This is a genomic window from Roseomonas gilardii subsp. gilardii (assembly GCF_023078375.1).
In the GTDB taxonomy this organism is placed as follows: domain Bacteria; phylum Pseudomonadota; class Alphaproteobacteria; order Acetobacterales; family Acetobacteraceae; genus Roseomonas; species Roseomonas gilardii.
Genome location: NZ_CP095554.1, coordinates 457,600 through 477,363 on the forward strand (window position 1 = coordinate 457,600; position 19,764 = coordinate 477,363).

Annotated in this window: 16 protein-coding genes and 3 pseudogenes; 7 read left to right on the plus strand and 12 right to left on the minus strand. The window is 71.2% G+C overall.

The genetic code is table 11. The features are described 5' to 3' along the window. The first annotated feature begins 28 nt into the window (after positions 1-28). From lepA to MVG78_RS02155, 3 genes and pseudogenes are all read left to right on the plus strand, one after another. A pseudogene (gene lepA / locus MVG78_RS02145) lies at positions 29-1,836 on the plus strand (translation elongation factor 4). A gap of 244 nt (positions 1,837-2,080) precedes the next feature. After that, entirely contained in the window at positions 2,081-3,052 is a 972-nt protein-coding gene (locus MVG78_RS02150; RefSeq protein WP_247557805.1) for a tripartite tricarboxylate transporter substrate-binding protein, read from the plus strand. A 167-nt stretch (positions 3,053-3,219) separates the two neighbouring features. Next, positions 3,220-3,579, plus strand: coding sequence for a response regulator (locus MVG78_RS02155; protein WP_247557807.1), 360 nt, complete (start codon positions 3,220-3,222; stop codon positions 3,577-3,579). 234 nt (positions 3,580-3,813) lie between these two features. Here the strand turns inward: MVG78_RS02155 and hemH are convergent. From hemH to MVG78_RS02170, 3 genes and pseudogenes are all read right to left on the minus strand, one after another. Further along, a pseudogene (hemH, locus tag MVG78_RS02160) lies at positions 3,814-4,910 on the minus strand (ferrochelatase). Continuing rightward, the gene (gene hemC, locus MVG78_RS02165; RefSeq protein ID WP_247557809.1) at positions 4,907-5,956 is read right to left on the minus strand and encodes a hydroxymethylbilane synthase; all 1,050 of its coding nucleotides are present in this window, start codon (positions 5,954-5,956) and stop codon (positions 4,907-4,909) included. The pseudogene hemH and the gene hemC overlap by 4 nt, the downstream one beginning before the upstream one ends. Positions 5,957-6,122: 166 nt before the next feature. Further along, on the minus strand, positions 6,123-7,646 hold the full coding sequence (locus tag MVG78_RS02170; protein ID WP_247557811.1) for a catalase: 1,524 nt from the start codon (positions 7,644-7,646) through the stop codon (positions 6,123-6,125). 122 nt (positions 7,647-7,768) lie between these two features. On the opposite strand from MVG78_RS02170, the gene MVG78_RS02175 reads away from it, so the two are divergent. Then, positions 7,769-8,698, plus strand: a complete 930-nt coding sequence (locus MVG78_RS02175; protein ID WP_247557813.1) for a LysR substrate-binding domain-containing protein — start codon at positions 7,769-7,771, stop codon at positions 8,696-8,698. A gap of 52 nt (positions 8,699-8,750) precedes the next feature. Here the strand turns inward: MVG78_RS02175 and MVG78_RS21675 are convergent, their stop codons facing one another. From MVG78_RS21675 to MVG78_RS02190, 3 genes are read right to left on the minus strand one after another with little or no spacing between them, the layout of a single operon-like run. Continuing rightward, entirely contained in the window at positions 8,751-9,497 is a 747-nt protein-coding gene (locus tag MVG78_RS21675; protein ID WP_345892847.1) for an NADH-quinone oxidoreductase subunit B family protein, read from the minus strand. 25 nt (positions 9,498-9,522) lie between these two features. Then, positions 9,523-10,554 carry an NADH-quinone oxidoreductase subunit D-related protein gene (locus tag MVG78_RS02185; RefSeq protein ID WP_247557815.1) on the minus strand — a complete coding sequence of 344 codons (1,032 nt, stop codon included), beginning with the start codon at positions 10,552-10,554 and terminating at the stop codon, positions 9,523-9,525. After that, positions 10,443-11,105, minus strand: a complete 663-nt coding sequence (locus MVG78_RS02190) for a hypothetical protein (protein ID WP_247557817.1) — start codon at positions 11,103-11,105, stop codon at positions 10,443-10,445. The genes MVG78_RS02185 and MVG78_RS02190 overlap by 112 nt, the downstream gene beginning before the upstream one ends. Before the next feature lie 249 nt (positions 11,106-11,354). On the opposite strand from MVG78_RS02190, the gene MVG78_RS02195 reads away from it, so the two are divergent. After that, complete coding sequence (locus MVG78_RS02195) at positions 11,355-12,707, plus strand: amidase (RefSeq protein WP_247557819.1); 1,353 nt, start codon at positions 11,355-11,357, stop codon at positions 12,705-12,707. Continuing rightward, positions 12,704-13,111, plus strand: coding sequence for a cupin domain-containing protein (locus MVG78_RS02200; RefSeq protein ID WP_247557821.1), 408 nt, complete (start codon positions 12,704-12,706; stop codon positions 13,109-13,111). Before MVG78_RS02195 ends, MVG78_RS02200 begins: the two co-directional genes overlap by 4 nt. A 381-nt stretch (positions 13,112-13,492) precedes the next feature. Here MVG78_RS02200 and nth read toward each other — a convergent pair whose 3' ends face one another. Then, positions 13,493-14,164 carry an endonuclease III gene (gene nth / locus MVG78_RS02205; protein WP_247557823.1) on the minus strand — a complete coding sequence of 224 codons (672 nt, stop codon included), beginning with the start codon at positions 14,162-14,164 and terminating at the stop codon, positions 13,493-13,495. Positions 14,165-14,320: 156 nt separating this feature from the next. On the opposite strand from nth, the gene MVG78_RS02210 reads away from it, so the two are divergent. Beyond that, complete coding sequence (locus MVG78_RS02210; RefSeq protein ID WP_247557825.1) at positions 14,321-14,863, plus strand: DUF2244 domain-containing protein; 543 nt, start codon at positions 14,321-14,323, stop codon at positions 14,861-14,863. A gap of 73 nt (positions 14,864-14,936) precedes the next feature. Here the strand turns inward: MVG78_RS02210 and MVG78_RS02215 are convergent, their stop codons facing one another. The 5 genes and pseudogenes from MVG78_RS02215 to MVG78_RS02235 form a co-directional block, all read right to left on the minus strand. Beyond that, positions 14,937-15,380, minus strand: a complete 444-nt coding sequence (locus MVG78_RS02215) for a helix-turn-helix domain-containing protein (protein ID WP_247557827.1) — start codon at positions 15,378-15,380, stop codon at positions 14,937-14,939. A 185-nt stretch (positions 15,381-15,565) separates the two neighbouring features. Beyond that, on the minus strand, positions 15,566-17,125 hold the full coding sequence (lnt, locus tag MVG78_RS02220) for an apolipoprotein N-acyltransferase (RefSeq protein ID WP_247557829.1): 1,560 nt from the start codon (positions 17,123-17,125) through the stop codon (positions 15,566-15,568). 104 nt (positions 17,126-17,229) lie between these two features. Then, positions 17,230-18,159, minus strand: a complete 930-nt coding sequence (locus MVG78_RS02225; protein WP_247557831.1) for a hemolysin family protein — start codon at positions 18,157-18,159, stop codon at positions 17,230-17,232. A gap of 1 nt (position 18,160) precedes the next feature. Continuing rightward, positions 18,161-18,631, minus strand: a complete 471-nt coding sequence (gene ybeY / locus MVG78_RS02230) for an rRNA maturation RNase YbeY (RefSeq protein WP_247557833.1) — start codon at positions 18,629-18,631, stop codon at positions 18,161-18,163. A 76-nt stretch (positions 18,632-18,707) separates the two neighbouring features. After that, positions 18,708-19,749: pseudogene (locus tag MVG78_RS02235) on the minus strand (PhoH family protein). Between the last annotated feature and the right edge of the window lie 15 nt (positions 19,750-19,764).

Genomic DNA, 19,764 nt, shown 5'->3' on the forward strand with positions numbered 1-19,764 from the left:
ACCCGCCTCAAGCCCGCATTCCGGCCGGATCCTCCATGACCGACACCCCCTCTCCCGCATCCGCAACTTCTCGATCATCGCCCATATCGACCATGGCAAGAGCACGCTGGCCGACCGGCTGATCCAGAAGACCGGCGCCCTGTCCGACCGCGAGATGACCAACCAGGTCCTCGACAACATGGAGCTGGAGCGCGAGCGCGGCATCACCATCAAGGCGCAGACGGTCCGGCTCGACTACCGCGCCGCGGATGGGGAGATGTACCAGCTGAACCTCATGGACACGCCGGGCCATGTGGACTTCGCCTACGAGGTCTCCCGCTCGCTGGCGGCCTGCGAGGGCTCGCTGCTGGTGGTCGATGCCTCCCAGGGCGTGGAGGCGCAGACGCTCGCCAATGTCTATCAGGCCATCGAGGCGGGGCACGAGATCGTCCCCATCCTGAACAAGGTGGACCTGCCGGCCGCCGAGCCGGAGCGGGTGAAGCAGCAGATCGAGGACGTGGTCGGCATCCCGGCCGACGACGCGGTGATGATCTCGGCCAAGACCGGGCTGAACATCGAGGGCGTGCTGGAGGCTATCGTCACCCGCCTGCCGCCGCCGCAGGGGAACCCGGACGCGCCGACCAAGGCGCTGCTGGTGGACAGCTGGTACGACGCCTATCTGGGCGTGATCATCCTGGTGCGGGTGAAGGACGGCCACCTGCGGCGCGGCCAGAAGATCCGCATGATGGCCAATGGCACCACGCATGTGATCGACCAGGTGGGCGTGTTCCGGCCGAAGATGCAGGCCGTCGAGAGCCTCGGGCCGGGCGAGATGGGCTATTTCACCGCCGCCATCAAGACGGTGGCCGACACCAATGTCGGCGACACGGTGACGGACGACCGCAACCCGGCGCCGGAGCCGCTGGCGGGGTTCAAGCCCTCCATCCCCGTGGTCTGGTGCGGCCTCTATCCCGTCGATGCCGATGATTTCGAGAAGCTGCGGGAATCGCTGTCCAAGCTGCGGCTGAACGATGCCTCCTTCCACTACGAGGCCGAGACTTCCGCCGCGCTGGGCTTCGGCTTCCGCTGCGGCTTCCTCGGCCTGCTGCACCTGGAGATCATCCAGGAGTGAGCCGTGAGTTCGACCTCGACCTGATCGCGACCGCGCCCAGCGTGGTCTACAAGATCAACAAGACGAACGGCGAGAGGATGGAGCTGCACAACCCGGCCGACATGCCGGACGGCTCGGTGATCGACACGATCGAGGAGCCCTGGATCAAGGCGACGATCTTCGTCCCCGACGAATATCTCGGCTCCGTGCTGGCGCTCTGCTCCGAGCGGCGTGGGCAGCAGATCGACCTCACCTATGTCGGCACCCGCGCCATGGCGGTCTACAAGCTGCCGCTGAACGAGGTGGTCTTCGACTTCTACGACCGGCTGAAGTCGATCTCCCGCGGCTATGCCTCCTTCGACTACACGATGGACGGCTACGAGGAGAGCGACCTCGTGAAGATCTCCATCCTGGTGAACAGCGAGCCGGTGGACGCGCTGAGCTTCATGGCGCACCGCTCCCAGGCGGAGAAGCGCGGGCGGCAGATCTGCGAGCGGCTGAAGGACCTGATCCCCAAGCAGCTCTTCAAGATCGCCATCCAGGCCGCGATCGGCTCCCGCGTCATCGCGCGCGAAACGATCGGCGCGCTGAGCAAGGACGTCACCGCCAAGTGCTACGGCGGAGACATCTCGCGCAAGCGCAAGCTGCTGGAGAAGCAGAAGGAGGGCAAGAAGCGCATGCGGCAGTTCGGCAAGGTCGAGATCCCGCAGAGCGCCTTCATCGCCGCCCTCAAGATGGACGCCTGACGGACGCCTCCCCGCGCGGGAGGCGCCCTGCCTTTTTCCCGGCCTGCCCCTCGCCGGCAGGCCGGCCCCCGCTCCGGACATTGGTTCCGGGCAGTGCCAGGATCGGGTTCCCAGGGCGCAGGGCAGATTGTTTCGATAAAGCAACATAATAGACTCTTTCCACAAGCCCCGACCCGCTTCTTCGTCGTTGACCTTTGCACCGGCGCATCCTTCCATGAAGGAATTATAATCCGGAGGTAACGACATGATTCGGCGCTGTGCCCTCGCCCTGGCGGCCGCCTTCCTGGCCCTGCCGGCCGCCGCGCAGGATGCCTATCCCAGCCGCACGATCACCATGACCGTGCCCTTCGCCGCCGGCGGGCCGACCGACACGGTGGCGCGGCTGGTCGCCGAGGCCATGGGGCGCGACCTGAAGCAGACGGTGGTGATCGAGAATGTCGGCGGGGCCGGCGGCACGCTCGGCGCCGCCCGGGTCGCCCTGGCCAAGCCGGACGGCTACGCCATCCTCATGCACCATATCGGCATGGGCACGACGCCGACCCTGTACCGCCGCCTGTCCTATGACCCGGTGAACGGATTCGAAACGGTCGGCCTCGTCACCGAGGTGCCGATGACGGTGATCGCGCGCAAGACTATCGGCGCGAACACGCTGGCCGAGCTGACGGCGCTGATGAAGCGCGACGGCACGAAGATCAACCTCGCCAATGCCGGGATCGGGGCGGCCAGCCATCTCTGCGGCCTGCTCTGGCAGAGCGCCATCGCCACGCAGGTGACCACCGTGCCCTATCGCGGCACCGCCCCGGCGATGACCGATCTGATCGGCGGCACGGTGGATGTGATGTGCGACCAGACCACCAACACCACGGAGCAGATCAAGGCCGGCGCCGTGCGTGCCTTCGCCGTGACGACGAAGGAGCGCCTGGCCGCCCTGCCCGACCTGCCGACGGTACGGGAAGCCGGGCTGCCAGGGCTGGAGGTCTCCATCTGGCACGGCATCTACACACCGCGCGGCACGCCGGCCGCCATCAACGAGCGGCTTTCCGCCGCCCTGCGCGTGGCGCTGAAGGACCCGCAGGTCGTCTCGCGCTTCGCGGAACTCGGCACCGCACCGGTGGCCGATGCGATGGCCACACCCAAGGCGCACCGGGACTACTGGATGGCCGATATCGCGAAATGGCGCCCGGTGATCCAGGAGGCTGGGCAATACGCCGACTGATCCCCCGGCGGCGGCGCCACGCGTGCCGCCGCTGGTCCCATCGCCCGGCCTCCGCCCCCCGGCACGGAATGCGGCCGGAAGGAGATGTCCTGACGGTGCATCGCAATCAGGCCGGGTCCAGGCTATAAGCGAGGCCGGACGAAAACAGAATTGAGCGGGCATCTGGCATGAGCACACTGGAGGGACGTCGGGTCCTGGTCGTGGAAGACGAGACACTCGTGGCAATGCTGGTGGAGGATACGCTGCTCGACGCCGGCGCGCAGGTCCTGGGGCCCGTGGCGACGGTGGCGGCTGCCCTGCAACTGATCCAGGCCGAGAGGCCCGATGTCGCCGTACTCGACCTGAATCTGGCAGGCGAGACCTCCGAGCCGATCGCCGACGCACTGACGGGCATGGGCGTGCCCTTCGTGGTGGCCTCCGGCTATGGGCAGGCCGGCGTGCCGACCCGGCATGCCAACGTCCCGGTGCTGGCCAAGCCCTATGCCCCCGAGGAACTCACCCAGGACCTCGCCCGCCTGCTGCCCTGACTGAAGCTCCCGTCCCGCGCCGGGGCCGGGATGCATCGGATGCCCCGGTCCGGCGGGAATGCCGCGCAGCTTGCCGATATGAACGGCCGCCTCTTCTGACCGTCCCGCTCGTGGCCGGCCCCCGGCGGCAAGGCGAAGCCTTGCTCCCAAGGACAGCGCAACGGCCGTGCATCAGGACTTCCCCGCCGGAGCGGCTTCACGGCCTCCGGCTGGCGCCATCCTTGTGGCCAGGCTTCACCCCGGCAGCCAGCCGGCCAGTTCCTCGCGCAACAGGGCTTCCAGCAGCGCCACGGCACCGGGGGAATCGTTCAGGCAGGGGATCACCGTGTAGTCCTCGCCCCCGGCCTCCAGGAAGACATGCCGCGATTCCCGGCCGATCTCGTCCAGCGTCTCGACGCAATCGGAAAGGAAGCCCGGCGTGATCATCGCGACGCGCCGGATGCCGCGCCCCGGCAGTTCCGACAGGACATCGTCGGTATAGGGCTCCAGCCAGGGGTCCCGGCCGAAGCGGGACTGGAAGACAAGGGGGAATTCCGCCTCCGGCAGGCCGAGCTCCCGGCGCAGCGCCACCATGGTCCGCTCGCATTCGGCCAGATAGGGGTCGCCCTTCTCGACATAGGAACGCGGCAATCCATGGAAGGAGGCGAGCAGCAGTTGCGGCTGCCGCTCCAGCCTGGACAGCGCCTGCCGCACCGAATCGGCCAGGGCGCGGATATAGGCGGGATGGTCCGGGAAGGAGGGCGCGACCCGCAGTGCCGGCTGGCGCCGCATCCGCATCAGCGCGCGGAACGCATCATCCGCCACCGTCGCTGTGGTGGAGGCGCTGTATTGCGGATAAAGCGGCAGGAGCAGCACGCGGTCGCAGCCATCGGCCATCAGCGCCCGCAACCGCTCCTCCACGCTCGGGCGGCCATAGCGCATGGCCCAGTCCACCGCGACCTCGCCCATGCCGCCCGCCGCCGCCAGCCGTCCGCGCAGCATCTCCGCCTGGGCCCGGGTGAAGCTCCGCAGGGGGATTCATCCTCCGCCGCACGCCAGATGCGGCGGTAGTTCGCGCCGGAGCGGAAGGGCCGCGTGGCCAGGATCACGCCCTGCAGCAGGGGCTGCCAGAGCAGCGGATTCACCTCGATCACCCGCCGGTCGCTGAGGAACTGCGACAGGTACCGACGCATCGGCCAGTAGCCCGTGCCGTCCGGCGTGCCGAGATTGACCAGCAGCACGCCGATCCGGCCCCGTACCGGCTCCCGTACCGGCTCCCGTACCGGCCCTGGGCCGCCGCTCCGCGGCGCGGCTCCGCCGGAGGCGAGGGAGATCGGGGCGACATGGGTCACGACAGAATGTCCGCGGGGCTCCCGGCCCGCAGCCATTCGCCCAGCCCGGCACCCAGCCGCGCCGCGTCGCCGGGCGCGCCTTCCAGGCTGCGCTTCAGCAGGAAGGAACCGTCCTCCCGCGCCAGCAGGCCGGTCAGCCGCAGCCTTCCGCCGGGCAGGATGCGTGCATAGGCGCCGACCGGCGTGCGGCAGGAGCCGTCGAGCGCCGCCAGCAGCGCCCGTTCCGCCGTGGCGGCGATGCGGGTGGGGCGGTGGTCGATCATCGCGAAGAGGCGCCGCGTCTCCACATCTTCCTCCCGGGCGGTGACGGCGATGATGCCCTGTCCGGCCGCCGGCACCAACTCCTCCTCCGGGTCCAGCGCCATCACCGCCGCATGCTCCAGCCCCAGGCGGCGCAGCCCGGCCATGGCCAGCAGCGTGGCCGCGAAATCGCCGCCCTCCAGCGCCCGCAGCCGCGTGCCGACATTGCCGCGCAGCAGGCCGAAGCGCAGGTCGGGCCGCAGGTGGCGCAACTGCGCCTGCCGTCGCACGGAGGCGGTGCCGATCCGCGCGCCCTGCGGCAGTTCCGGCAGCGCGCCCCGGCGGAAGACCGGCGGCACGGCGGGGCCCAGGACCAGGGCGTCGCGCACATCCTCGCGCGGCAGCACGCCGGCGATGACGAGGCCGGGCGGCAGTTCCGTTTCCAGGTCCTTGAGGCTGTGCACGGCGAAATCGATCCGCCCATCCAGCAGCGCCTCGTGGATCTCCCGGGCGAAGAGCCCCTTGCCCCCGATCTCGGCGAGGCGCCGGTCCTGGACCTGATCCCCGGTGGTGCCGATCACACGCGCCCGCACGGAACGCCCACCGGGCGTCCCGTCATCACCCAGCAGGGCCAGCACCTCCCGCGTCTGCGCCAGCGCGAGCGGGGAGCCGCGCGTGCCCGCCCGCAGCACCGGCTTCGCGGCGCGGCCGGGGGAAGCCAAGGGGGAGGACAGGGCGGTCGCCGGCTGGGAGGTCGCCGGCTGGGCGGTGGCCGGGGAGATGGGCGGGAGCAGGGCGGCGGACATCCGGAAGGTTCCCGTTCGCAGGAGTTCGGGTCGGGAAAAGAACGGACCTCCGGCTGGGAAGAGGGGAATTGTGCCGGAGGTCCGTGGCGGCGCGGCATGGATCGGCCCGCCGCCGGAGTGCGCCGCGGCCCAAAGGGGCGGACCACGGCGGTTTCTCAGGCCGGGATCACTCGGCGGCCTGCTGCCCGCCCACGTCGGCGGCGGTGGTGGGGGCCGAGGCCGGGCTGGTATGGACCCGGTTCAGCGCGCGCTCCACGCCGGCGGCATAGGCCGGGTCCGCCCTGCGGAAATGCTCGAGTTGGCGGGTGACGATCTCCTGCGGCACGCCCTGCATCGCGGCGGCGATGTTGCGGAACAGCCGCTCCTGCTGCTCGGCGCCGAGCAGGCGGAACAGGTTGCCCGGCTGGTTGTAGTCGTCGTTGCCGTCGCGATGATTGTAGTGGTCGGCATTCCCGTCGATGCGCAGGGGCGGCTCCTTGGCCGCGGGCTGTTCCACCGGGCCGTTGAAGGAATTGGGCTCGTAGTAGTGGTCCGTGCCGCGCGGCGCGTCGAAGCGCATCGGCCCGTCGGCGTGATAGGTGTTCACCTGGCTGCGCGGGCGGTTCACCGGCAGCATCTCGTAATGCGTGCCCACGCGGTAGCGGTGCGCGTCGGCATAGGCGAAGATGCGGCCCTGCAGCACCTTGTCCGGGGAGAAGCCGATGCCCGGCACGATATTCGACGGCGAGAAGGAGCTCTGCTCGATCTCCGCGAAGTAATGCTCCGGGTTCCGGTTCAGCTCCAGCACGCCCACCTCGATCAGCGGGTACTCCGCATGCGGCCAGACCTTGGTCAGGTCGAAGGGGTTGTAGGAGGTCTTCTCCGCATCGGCCTCGGGCATGATCTGCACGCACATGCGCCAGCGCGGGAAGTCACCCTGCTCGATCGCGTCGTACAGGTCGCGCTGCGCGCTTTCGCGGTCCTCCGCGATGACGGTGTTGGCCTCCTCGTTCGTCCAGGTCCGGATGCCCTGCATGGACTTGAAGTGGAACTTCACCCAGTACCGCTCGCCGGCATCGTTCCAGAAGGAATAGGTGTGCGAGCCGTAGCCGTTCATGAAGCGGTAGCCCTGCGGCAGGCCGCGATCCGAGAACAGGATCGTCACCTGGTGCAGGCTTTCCGGCGAAAGCGACCAGAAATCCCACATCGCGGTCGCCGAGCGCATGTTGGTGCGCGGGTGGCGCTTCTGCGTGCGGATGAAGTCGGGGAACTTCATCGGGTCGCGGATGAAGAAGACCGGCGTGTTGTTGCCGACCAGATCCCAGTTGCCTTCCTCGGTGTAGAACTTCAGCGCGAAGCCGCGCACGTCGCGCTCGGCATCCGCCGCGCCGCGCTCGCCGGCCACGGTGGAGAAGCGCAGCAGCACCTCGGTCTTCTGGCCGAGCCGGGAGAAGATCTTCGCCCTGGTGTAGCGGCTGATGTCGTTGGTGATCGTCAGCGTGCCATAGGCGCCCGAGCCCTTGGCATGCACCACGCGCTCCGGGATGCGCTCCCGGTTCTGGTGCGCCAGCTTCTCGATGAGCTGGTAGTTCTCCAGCAGGATCGGCCCGCGCGGGCCGGCGGTCAGGCTGTTCTGGTTGTCGGGCACCGGGGCGCCGGCCGTGGTGGTCAGCACCGGACGGGCGGCGCCGTTCTGGATGTCCTGGGTCATGAAGTCCCCTCCTCGAACCTCGGAAGCTCTGGGGGCAACTATGACCCGCCGCGCATGATCGGCAAAATTGAACGTCCCTATCTTTGTGATAGGTATTTCCTAAGAATGGACGGGATGAAGCCATGACTCCGAACACCCTGGCCGGCCTCTCGCTCCGCGACCTCGAATACGCCGTCACGGTCGCGGAACTGCGCCATTTCGGCCGGGCCGCCGAACGCTGCGGCGTCAGCCAGCCGGCCCTGAGCGAGCAGATCCGCAAGCTGGAAAGCCTGCTGGGCGTGACGCTCTTCGAAAGGTCCAGCCGCCGGATCGAGCTCACCAACCAGGGGGCGAACCTGCTGCGGCAGGCGGAGACGGTGATCCGGGAGGCGCGCGGCCTGCTGGAAATGGCCCGGGGGGCGGCTGAGCCGCTGACCGGCCCGCTCCGCCTGGGCGTGATCGCGACGCTCGGCCCCTATTACGTGCCCTGGCTGCTGCCGGACATGCGGGCCCGCTATCCCGGCCTGAGCCTGCGCCTCCAGGAAGGGCGGACCGGCGAGTTACTGGATTCGCTGCAACGCGGCACGCTCGACCTGGCGCTGGTCGCCCTGCCTTCGGGGGCCGCCGGGCTCACCGAGGTTCCGCTCTTCTTCGAGCCCTTCCAGCTCGCCTGCCCGCAGGGGCACCCGCTCCTGGAACGGGAGCGGATCGGCCTCGCGGAGCTCGACGGCCAGGGGCTGCTGCTGCTGGAGGAAGGGCACTGCCTGCGGGAACAGGCGCTTTCGCTCTGCCATGTCCCCGCCGGGATGCGCGAGGCGCGCTTCGCCAGTTCCCTCGAAATGCTGCGCCACATGATCGCGGCTGGGGAGGGCTATTCCCTCCTGCCCCTGCTGTCGCGCCGGGAAGGCACGGCGCTGGACGGGCTCATCGGCTACCGCCCGATGCGGGAGCCCCGGATCGGCCGCAGCATCGGGCTGGTCTGGCGCGGCACGGACCCACGCGGCCCGGTCTTCACGGAACTCGCGGAGGTGCTGCGGGACACCGCCCCGCCGGGGACCGATCCGGAACGGTGAAACAGGCGGGCGCGGTCCGATCTTCCGGCGAAATGCCCGCAAATGGGTCGGTTCAGCCGGAACGGCCTTCCCGGGCGTCTCCCTCATCGGGGTCCGCCTCATCCTCCAGGGGCGGCGCAGCCGGCGGGATCTCCTGGGCGGCCTCCCGTGACGGGTCCCGCAGGCGTGAATCCTGCGGTGGCAGATCGTGGGGAGGCGGCTCATCCCGGAGCCAGGATTCCTCCGCCATGACCTCCCCCACTGGCGCCATGGCCGGCGCGGCCGCGCCCGTCCCGCCTGCCCGGAGCAGGGCCAGCAACCCCTCCAGCACCTGTTCCGGGGACGGTGGGCAGCCGGGGATCAGCAGGTCCACCGGCAGCACCGCCCCGACCCCGCCCTCCACCGCCGGGGAGGTGTGGAAACAGCCGCCATCCACCGCGCAGTCGCCCACGGCCACCACCCAGGCGGGCTGCGCCATGCAGGCATGGGCGCGGCGCAGCGCCTCGGCCATGTTGCGTGTCACCGGGCCGCTCACCAGCAGCAGGTCGGCCTGCCGCGGCGAATCCACGAAGCGCAGGCCGAAGCGCTCCAGCTCATAGGGCGGCGCGTCGAGGGCGGCGATCTCCGCCTCGCAGCCGCCGCAGGAACCGGCATCGATCTCCCGGATCGCCAGGCTGCGCCCCAGCCGGGCGCGGGCGCCGGTGGCCATCTGTGCCGCCAGGGCGGCGACCAGATCGCCTGGCGGCTGCGGCGGCGCCTCCGCCGGCGGGGCATGGAGCAGGTTGCGGATCAGGCGCGACCAGGGCAGGCGGGCGCTCACCGGGCGGCCCTCCATGGGGGCGGGCTCACAGGTCCACCCCGCTGCAGGTCAGGCCGAAGGAATGCTCGCACAAAGCGAGATCGGCCAGTTCGCTCCCCTCCATCACCGCCTCCAGCAAGGGCCAGTGCAGCCAGGCCGGATCGCGGACGAAGCAGGCCCGCACCAGCCCCTCGCCATCCAGGGAAAGCCAGTGCAGCACCTCTCCCCGCGCCCCTTCCACCACGCCCACCCCTTCCCCGGCACGCGCCGGCAGGGGGATGGCGATCTCCCCGTCCGGCAGGGCATCGAGCAGCAGGGGCAGGAGCTGAAGGCTTTCCCGGGCCTCGGCCAGGCGCAGCGCCAGCCGGGCGGCCGCATCGCCGCCCTGGGCGCGCGGGATCTCCATCCGGTCATAGGGTGCATAGGGCAGGTCCCGCCGCGCATCGAAATCCCGCCCCGAGGCCCGGCCGACCACACCCCCCGCCGCGAAGCGCTCCGCCAGGGGCAGCGGCAGGCTCCCGGCCCCGGCCAGGCGCTCGGCCGCCGGGGCGGGCTGCGGCGGCAGCGCCGCCAGCCCCGCCGCCACCACCTCCAGCGCCGCGCGCAGCGCCGCCTCCCCCTCCGGCGAAAGGTCCACCGCCAGCCCGCCCGGCACCACCACATCCATGGCCAGCCGGTGCCCGAAAGCGGCGCCGAGCGCCCGGCGCAGGATCTCCCGCAGGCGCGCGGCGGCGGCCGCGCATTCGCCCGCCCCCGCCGCGCGGCAGGCGGCTGCCCAGGCGTCGAGGTGGTTCGCCACGCGCTCCAGCTCCGCCAGCACGCCGCGCAGCACGGTGGCGCGGGGCGGCACGGCGCGGCCGGCGGCCGCCTCCGCCGCCATGGCGAAGGCCCAGCCATGGGCCACCGCATCCACCGCGGACAGGCGTGCGGCGAAGCGCGCGGCGCCGCGCGGCGACTTGCCACGGATCAGCCCCAGCGTGCCCTTGTGGGCATAGCCCAGCCGCGCCTCCAGCCGCGCCACGCGCTCGCCCAGCAGATCCAGGCGCAGATGCGCGGGCTCGGCGATGCCGGCGCGCACGGGGCCGAGGGCAAGCTGGTGCAGCCCCTCGCCCTCCGGCGGGGGGCGGAACTCCGGCTGCGGCGGCGGGGCCGACCGGCGCACCGGCACGGCGGCCAGGGGCCGGTCGAACAGCCAGCGGCCATGATCCAGCCAGGGGCGAGGATCGGCCGCCCCCGCAGGGGGCGGGGGGAGAGGCCACCGCCCCTGGCCGGCATGGCGGGGGCCGGGCCGTTCTCACCCTGCGCGGCAGCCCCCCAGAGATCGCGCGCCGCGCGCTCGAACAGGGCGGCGCCCGGCCGCGCGGGGGACAGCGCGGCGAAGCGGCCCTCACGCAGCGGCGCCGAGGCCAGCAATAGCCGCGCCGGCGCGCCGCCCTCCGGGATGCGCTTCAGGAAGGCGGCATGGACCAGCCCGGGTTCCGACCAGAGGCCCAGCAGTTCCAGCCCCGGCTCCTGCCGCAAGGCGTCCGGCAGGGCGTCCCAGTCCGTGCTGCGGAGCAGGTAGCGCTCATGCGGATGGCAGTTCTGCGGGCTGCCGGAACGGATCAGGCGGGAAGCGGCTTCGGTCATGCACCCCAGGAGGTTCCGGGACGATCGGGAAGGATGCACCAAGAGGCAGGCGGGGCCGTCTGGCAAGGTCCCTCTGGCAAGATGGCCGCACGGGCTTGTCATACGCCCTCTTCCCATGTGCCGCCGGTGCCTTGCCAAACCGGCGGGGCGGGTTTCCCCTGCGGCGTCGCGCCTCTCCGCCGGCCCCCGATGCGACCGGGGCCGGGTGGCGGAGGCCAGAGGAACCGCCCGAGGGCGGAAGGGGTGAGCATGGAATACCGCAGCATCGAGGCCGCCGCCGAGGCCCTGGCAGACTGGCGCACCAGCAGCCTGGAACTGGTGGAGGCCGCGCTGGCGCGGATCGCCGAGCCGGAGGGCGAAGGGGCTCGGGCCTTCGTGGCGGTGCAGGCGGAACAGGCCCGCGCCGCCGCCGGAGCGATGGACGCGCTGCGCCGGGCCGGGCGGGCGCCGTCGCGCTGGGCGGGCATCCCGATCAGCATCAAGGATCTCTACGACCAGGCGGGCGTCACCTCCACGGCCGGCTCCACGGCGCTGCGCGACGCGCCGCCCGCCACCCGCACCGCGCTTTCCGTGGCACGGCTGGAACGGGCGGGCTTCGTGGTGCTGGGACGCACCAACATGGTGGAGTTCGCCTTCTCCGGCCTGGGGGTGAACCCGCATCACGGTACCCCCCGCTCGCCCTGGGACCGTGCCACCGGGCGCCTGCCGGGCGGCTCCTCCTCCGGTGCCGCCGTGGCGGTGGCGGATGGCATGGGCCTCGCCGGGCTGGGCTCCGACACGGGCGGCTCCTGCCGCGTGCCGGCGGCGCTCTGCGGCATCGTCGGCTGGAAGCCCACGGCGAACCGCGTGCCGCTGACGGGCACCGTGCCGCTCAGCCATACGCTGGACAGCCTCGGCCCCCTCGCCAACACCGCTGCCTGCTGCGCCGTGCTCGATGCGATCATGGCGGACGGGGAGGAGGGCGCGGCCCCGGCCCCCGCGCCGCTGTCCGGCGCCCGTTTCGCCGTGCCGCGCGGCACCTTCCTCTTCGACGGGATCGAGGCCGCCGTGGCCGAAGCCTTCGACGCGGCGCTGCGCAGGCTGGAAAAGGCCGGGGCGCGGATCGAGGAGCTCGACTTCCCCGAACTCGCGGAGATCCCCGCCGCCAATGCCAAGGGCGGCTTCGCGGCGGCGGAATCCTGGGCCTGGCACGCATCGCTGATCGCGCGCGCGCGGGATGCCTACGACCCGCGCGTGCTGGCGCGCATCGAGAAGGGCGCGGCGATGACGGCGGCGGACTATCTCGATCTCCAGGTGGCGCGGGCGCGGATCATCGCCGCCGCGAATGCCCGCACCGAGGGGTTCGACGCCTTCCTCTGCCCGACCTGCGTCGTGACGCCCCCGGCCATCGCCGCGGTGGAGGCGCCGGATGAGTATCATCGCATCAACCTCCTGCTGCTGCGGAACACGGCGGTGGGCAATTTCCTCGACCGCTGCTCCATCAGCCTGCCCTGCCAGGCCCCTGGCACGGCCCCGGTCGGGCTGATGCTGACGGGTGCAGCGGGGGCGGACCGGGCGCTGCTGGCGCTGGCCCAGGGCGCCGAGGCCGCGCTGCGGGCATGACCCCGGTGCCGCGCTTCGGGCGGCTGTCGGACGGGGCGCGGCCGGCGGCGGGCGGCGAGGTCTTCACCGATCTCGCCAGCCTGCCCGGCGCCCGGATCGAGCGCATCGCCTCGCGTGGTCCGCTCGGCGCGGGGAGCCAGGGCTGGTACGAGCAGGACTGGCCGGAATTCGTCCTGCTGGTCGCCGGCGCGGCGGTGCTGGATTTCGGCGAGGGCCGCGAACGCCGCCTTTCGCCCGGCGACTGGGTGATGCTGCCGGCGGGGTGCCGCCACCGTGTCGCCTGGGTGGCGCCGGAGGAGGACACGCTCTGGCTCGCCGTGCATGGCAACCCGGCCGGGGCGGTGACCATCGCGCCGGCATCCCCGGACAGGCCCCTGGGCAGGGTGGGCGAGCCCGGCGGCTGAGTGCTGCCCCGGGGTGATCGAGCGGGGGGATCATGCGAATGGCGGCGTGCATGGGCCTTCGGAGACATCACAGCCCGGTGCCTGTGCTGTCTGCCCCTCCACCTGCACGGGCCAGGGTCTTCACCCTGTGCGCCATCCGGGATTTGAGGGTTTTAAGGTTTTAGGTTTTTAGCCCTTTATCCATTCGGATGGATGCGGGGCCTTACCTCGGGTGATGAGCAGGGTTGCCCGGGCTTTCGCCTCCAGGGCGGTGATATTGGCGCACTGTTGATTATATTCCTATATTCCAACCAGATTAGGGAATCAAGTCCTTCTGGCTGATCCTGAAGCGCGGCGCTGGCCCCTCGCGAGCCCATGGGCCGGCGCATTCCGCCACTCGTTTCAGGCCGTCCTGGACCGCTGCGACGGCACGAGCACCTTGTCGCGGTAGTTGCAGGATTCCCGCGCCACGCAGCGCCAGCATTCCGGCAGCCGGGCCTTGCAGACATAGCGCCCGTGCAGGATCAGCCAGTGATGCGCGTCGCGCAGCCATTCCGGCGGACAGCGCTTCAGCAGCGCCTCCTCCACCTCCCGCACATCCTTGCCGGGGGCGAGGCCGGTGCGGTTGCCCAGGCGGAAGATATGCGTGTCCACCGCCATGGCGGGCTGGTGGAAGGCGACGCTCAGCACCACGGAGGCGGTCTTGCGGCCGACGCCGGGCAGGGCCTCCAGCGCCTCGCGGCTGTCGGGCACTTCCCCGCCATGCCGGTCGAGCAGCATCTGCGACAGGGCGACCACGTTGCGCGCCTTGCCCTGCCACAGGCCGATGCTGCGGATGTGGCGGCCCACGCCCTCCACGCCGAGGGCCAGCATGGCGGCGGGGTTGTCCGCCGCCGCGAAAAGGCCCCCGCGTTCCGGGTCCGTGGCCCGGTTCACGGCCGCGTCGGTGGTCTGGGCGGACAGGACCACGGCCACCAGCAGGGTGAAGGGGTTGCTGTAGTGCAGCTCGGTCCGCGCATCCGGATTGGCGTCGCGCAGGGCCTCCAGGAAGCGGATGGCTTGGTCCGCCGCCATCCGCCGGGCCCGCCGGGGCGCCCCCGCCGTGCCATGCAGGGCGGTGGCGGGGCGGCGGGCAGTCCGCGGCCGGACGGCGCGCGGCTTTTCGGAGGATTCGGCTGGCACGGCGATCTCGCTAGCCTATCTTTCCCCACCATGACAGTGGAAGTGCCCATGGGGGATGCGCCCCTCGGGGGTGCCCCGCTCCGGGAGGAGCCGGTGCTCTTCGAGGCGGTCAGCGTACCGCCACGCTCCTGGACGCCACGGGGCTTCCTGGTGCTGGCGCTGCTCCTGGGCGCGGCGGCGGCGGCGGCCTGCGTGGTGTTCGTCCGGCTCGGCGCCTGGCCCATCCTGGGTTTCATGGGGGCCGAGATCCCCCTGGTGCTGGGCCTCATGGTGCTGCACCACCGGCGTTCCGGACGGGTGTCGGAGGTTCTTTCCCTGACGGCGGACCGGCTGAGGGTCCGGCGCACCGATGCGCGGGGAAGGCGGGAGGAGTTCCTGTTCCAGCCCTACTGGACCCGCGTGGAGTTGCGCAGCCATCCGGGTTCGTCCGGCCAGCTCCGGCTGCTGTGCCGCGACCGGGGGGTCGAGATCGGCCGCTGCCTTTCGGGTGAGGACAAGCGCGATCTGGCGCGGGCCCTGGAGACGGCCTTGTTCCGCTATCGGGAGCCCCGCTTCGACAATCCTCAACTGCGGCCCCAGATCCGGAACTGAGACCCGCATCGCCTGAGCGCAGGGACGGGCTGGCGTTCAGGCGATGCCGACAGCCCCCGGCGGGGGCGCTGCCTCAATCGACCGGGGCGAGGCTCTTGATCAGGTCGAAGACCCGCTTGCGCACGGCCGGTTCCGTGATGCGGTAATAGGCGCGCACCAGTTCCAGCGTCTCGCGCCGGTTCAGCGTGTCGTCCTCGAAGCCTTCCTGCCCCTCGGCGAAGCCGGCCAGCCGCGTGCGGTTGCCGCCACCCAGCGCGTCGGGCATGTCGTCGAAGAAGAAGCCGATCGGCACGTCCAGCACGCGCGCGATGTCGAACAGGCGGGATGCGCCGATCCGGTTCACGCCGCGTTCGTATTTCTGGACCTGCTGGAAGGTGAGGCCCAGCGCCTCGCCCAGCTTCTCCTGGCTCATCCCCAGCAGGGTGCGACGCAGGCGGACGCGTCCCCCCACATGGACATCGATCGGGCTGGGGCGATGCTCTCGCTCGCCACGCTCAGCCGGCTCGTCCCTCGACATCTGACCGTTCTCCAATTTTCCGTTCGGCCGGCTCTTGCCAGGCACATCATCCGTGTGACGGCGCGTTTCCTGGGCGTCTCGGGCGAAGGCTATCGACTGCACCATGGAGCGGCTGCCCCCTCTGTTCTCTCTATAACCTGCGATTGCAGAAAGAATTTGTCAACTCTTTTGAGATTTCTCTTTTTTTAGATCACTCCCCCTGGCTTTGCCAGCATAATTTTCGGCTTCCGCCGCCGGAAACCCGCCAAAAAACAGAGCAGGGCGAGAAGGCCGGGGCTCCACAATCCCGTTTCCGAGAACAATGTCGGGGGCAAACGGCCGGGGAGCGGGGTGGTTACAGCCCCCATCAGCCCCAGGCCCAGATGGGCGCGCTCACGTCCTTGCGAATCGAAAACGGCCGAGATGCCCGTCTGCGCCGCACGGGCCAGGGGCAGCCCTTCCTCCACCGCCCGGAGACGGGCGGCCGCCAGATGCTGGTAGGGTCCGGCGGACTGGCCGAACCATGCGTCATTGGTGACGTTCAGCATCCAGTCGGGCCGGTCCTGCGGCAGCACCACGGCCCCTGGAAAGATGACTTCGTAGCAGATCAGGGGCGAGAAGCCGGGCAGCCCGCCCAGCCGCAGCGTCACCGGCCCCGAACCGGCGGAGAAGTCGATGCCGCCCCGGATGACACGCAGCGGCAGCAGGCCGGAGAGCGGCATGTACTCGCCGAAGGGCACCAGATGGCTCTTGTCGTAGCCGCCCAGTAGCGTCCCTTCGGAATCCACCCCGACCAGGCTGTTGTACACGGCCTGGAGGCTGCGGTCGGGGCCGAACTCCGCCCGGTCCGTCCCGCCCAGCAGGAGGCCGCCCGGCGGCAGGGCCTCGGCCACATAGCGCCGCGCCTCCGGGTCCTGCGCCAGCAGGAAGGGGCTCGCGGTTTCCGGCCAGACCGCCACGATGCGGTTGCCGGGCGGCGCGGTTTCCGCCGCGCGGGCCGTCGCCTGCTTCGTCAGGTCGAGATAGCGGCGGAAGATCGCCCAGCGCGAGGCCGGGTCCCATTTGAGCTGCTGCGCGATGTTGCCCTGCACCAGGACCAGCGTCACCGGCTGGTCCGGCGGCATGGCCTGTTGCAGGCGCCAAGCGCCGAGCAGGCCGAAGCCCGCCAGCCCGGCCAGGGCCCCGGCCATGCCGCGCCGGCCGAGCAGCGGCGCGCAGGCCAGCAGCACCGTGACCAGCGACAGCCCATAGGCACCGATCCAGGCCGCCCCCTGTACCGGCAGGGCATCGAAGGCCCAGACGGAGCCGAGAAGGTTCCACGGGAAACCGGTGAAGGCCCAGCCCTTGAGCATCTCCGCCCCGGTCCAGGCCCCGGCGAAGGCCAGGATGCGGCGCCAGCCGGGCGGCGAGGCCCAGGCCGCCAGGGCCGGCAGGATGGTGAAGGCCCCCATCGGCAGGGCCAGGGCCGGCACGGCCAGCGGCACCGCCCACCACAGGCGGTCCACCTCCACCAGGATCGCCTCGGTGATCCAGTAGAGGCCGGCGAGCTGGAAGCCCCAGCCCCAGGCCCAGCCCACCATCAGGGCGCGCCGGCGGCCGGGCGCCGCGTCGAGCAGCAGGAGCAGGCCCGGCAGGGTCAGCCACAGCACCGGCACGAGATGCAGCGGCGGGAGGGCCAGGGCCGTCAGGGCGCCCAGCAGGGCGGAAACCGCGAGCAGGCGCCAGCCGTGGAGCCGCGCGGCGAATCGGGACAGGTTCGAGAGCACGCCGGGCTGGTAGCCAGGGGGACTCCCCCCGGCAAGCCACAGTTGGTGACGATCGGGGGAGGGAAAGGCGCGCGGCGCCTCTCCCGGCCTGTCCCTTCTCCCCGCTACTCCGCGGCCTGCTGCGTGCCGGCCGGGCTTTCCGCCAGGGGGCGGCGCACGCGCAGGCGGCGGATGCGGCGCGGATCGGATTCCAGCACGCGGAATTCCAGCCCCGAGCCGGGGTGCGAGACCAGTTCGCCCTTCTTCGGCACCCGGCCGGCCAGGGTGAAGACCAGCCCGCCCACCGTGTCGATGTCCTGGTGGTGCTCCTCCGGCGTCAGGATGGGACCCATGCGGGCCTCGAAATCCTCCACCGGCATGCGGGCATCGACGTCGAGCGTGCCATCCGGCCGTTCCACGATCTGGGGCAGCGCCTCCTCATCGTGTTCGTCGGAGATGTCGCCGACGATGGTCTCGACGAGGTCCTCGATCGTCACCAGCCCGTCGATGCCGCCATATTCATCCACCACCAGGGCGAGGTGGATGCGGGCCATGCGCATCTGCAGCAGCAGGTCCAGCACCGGGATCTGCGGCGCCACGAAGAGCGGCTTGCGCAGGATGGCCTTGAGGTCGAAGGCCGCCTCATGCCCCACCGCGGCGAAGACATCCTTGATGTGGACCATGCCCACGATGTCGTCGAGATTCTCGCGGTAGACCGGCAGGCGGCTGTGCCCCTCGCGCTGGATCAGCTCGATGGCCTGCTGCAGCGTCAGGCTCTCGGGCATGGCGACGATGTCGGCGCGCGGCACCATCACGTCCAGCGCCGTCTTGCCGCGCAGCTTCAGGACATTGCCCAGCAGCAGGCGCTCGGCGGCGTCGAGTTCGGGCGCCTCACCCGGCTCGCCATCCTCGCCGCTGCCATCCACCAGCGCCTCGAAACGCTCGCGGACGCTTTCCGCCTCCTTCTTGCGGGTCAGTGCCCCCAGCCACCAGAGCAGGCCGCGCTCGCCGCCCTGGCCATTCCCGTTGCCGGTGGCCGGTGTGTGCTCGCTCATCTCAGGCCACTCCCCGCCAGGGATTGGGCAGGGCGAGGCGGCGCATGATCCGCGCCTCCGCCCGTTCCATCCGCCGGGCCTCGCCGGCATGGAGGTGGTCGTAGCCCGCCAGGTGCAGCGCGCCATGCGCCACCAGATGCGCCAGATGCGCGTGCAGCGGCCGGCCGGCCGCCCGGGCCTCCCGCCGCACGACGCCCAGCGCCACGGCGATGTCGCCCAGCAGGCCCGGCATCCCGGCCGGGAAGGACAGGACGTTGGTCGGCTTGTTCTTGCCGCGGTGCAGGCCGTTGAGGCGCTTCACCGCGCGGTCGTCGGTCAGCAGCACCGTGACCATGCCGCCGACCGGGCCGCCGGCGCCGCCGGCCTCGGCCAGGGCGGCCTCGGCGGCCTCCTGGGCCAGCCGCGCGACGCGTGGCACCGCCGCATGCCAGCGCGGGTCCTCCACGACCACGTCAATGCATGGCTCCGCCATGACCACGTCAATGCATGGCTCCTCCCCGGAGCCATGCCTATCAGCCAGAAACGATTCCCGGGCGACGCCCGGGCTACTACTCGACGGGTCCATCCCTGTCCTTTCCGCGCCGGCTTGCCCTCATGGCTCCGGCCCTGTCGTCCTTGGCATCGAATCGTGCGTAGGCCGCAACGATCCGGCCCACCAGCGGGTGGCGCACGACATCGCCCTCCGCGAAACGCGTGACGCCGATCCCCTCGACGCCCTCCAGCACATTCAGCGCCTGCACCAGGCCCGAGCTCTGGCCCGGCGGCAGGTCCACCTGGGTCGGGTCGCCGGTGATCACCATCCGCGTGCCCTCGCCCATGCGGGTGAGGAACATCTTCATCTGCGCGGGCGTGGTGTTCTGCGCCTCGTCCAGGATGGCGAAGGAATGCGCCAGCGTGCGCCCGCGCATGAAGGCCAGCGGCGCCACCTCGATCTCGCCCGTGGCGATCCGGCGCGTCACCTGCTCGGCCGGCATCATGTCGTGCAGCGCGTCATAGAGCGGACGGAGATAGGGGTCCACCTTCTCCTTCATGTCGCCGGGCAGGAAGCCCAGCCGCTCCCCGGCCTCGACCGCCGGGCGGCTCAGCACGATGCGGTCCACCCGCCCCGCCATCAGCAGGGCCACGCCCTGCGCCACGGCGAGATAGGTCTTGCCGGTGCCGGCCGGGCCGATGCCGAAGACCATTTCCTGCCGCGCCAGCATGTCCATGTAGCCCGCCTGGGCGGGGAGCGCGGCGCGATGGCGCCCTTGCGGGTGCGGATCGCCGGCAGGTCGGAGAGCGGCAGGCGCGGGTCCTCGGCCTGTTCCGCGCCCTTTACCGCGAAGCGCAGCGCCGCCTCGACCTCCGACATCCCCACACCTTCCCCCGGCGCAATCGGGCCCAGAGGCCGCGCAGCACGGTTTCGGCGGCCTCGGTCTCGCCCCCGCCGCCGGTGACCGTCACCCGGTTGCCGCGCGCGGCGATGCGCACGCCCAGCTTCTGCTCGACCCGCGCGATATGGCGGTCGTGATGGCCGAGCAGCAGCGGCAACAGGGTGTTGTCGTCGAAGGTCAGGGAGACCGACCGCGTCCCCGGCCCGGCATCAGCCAGGAGGGGGCGGGCGAG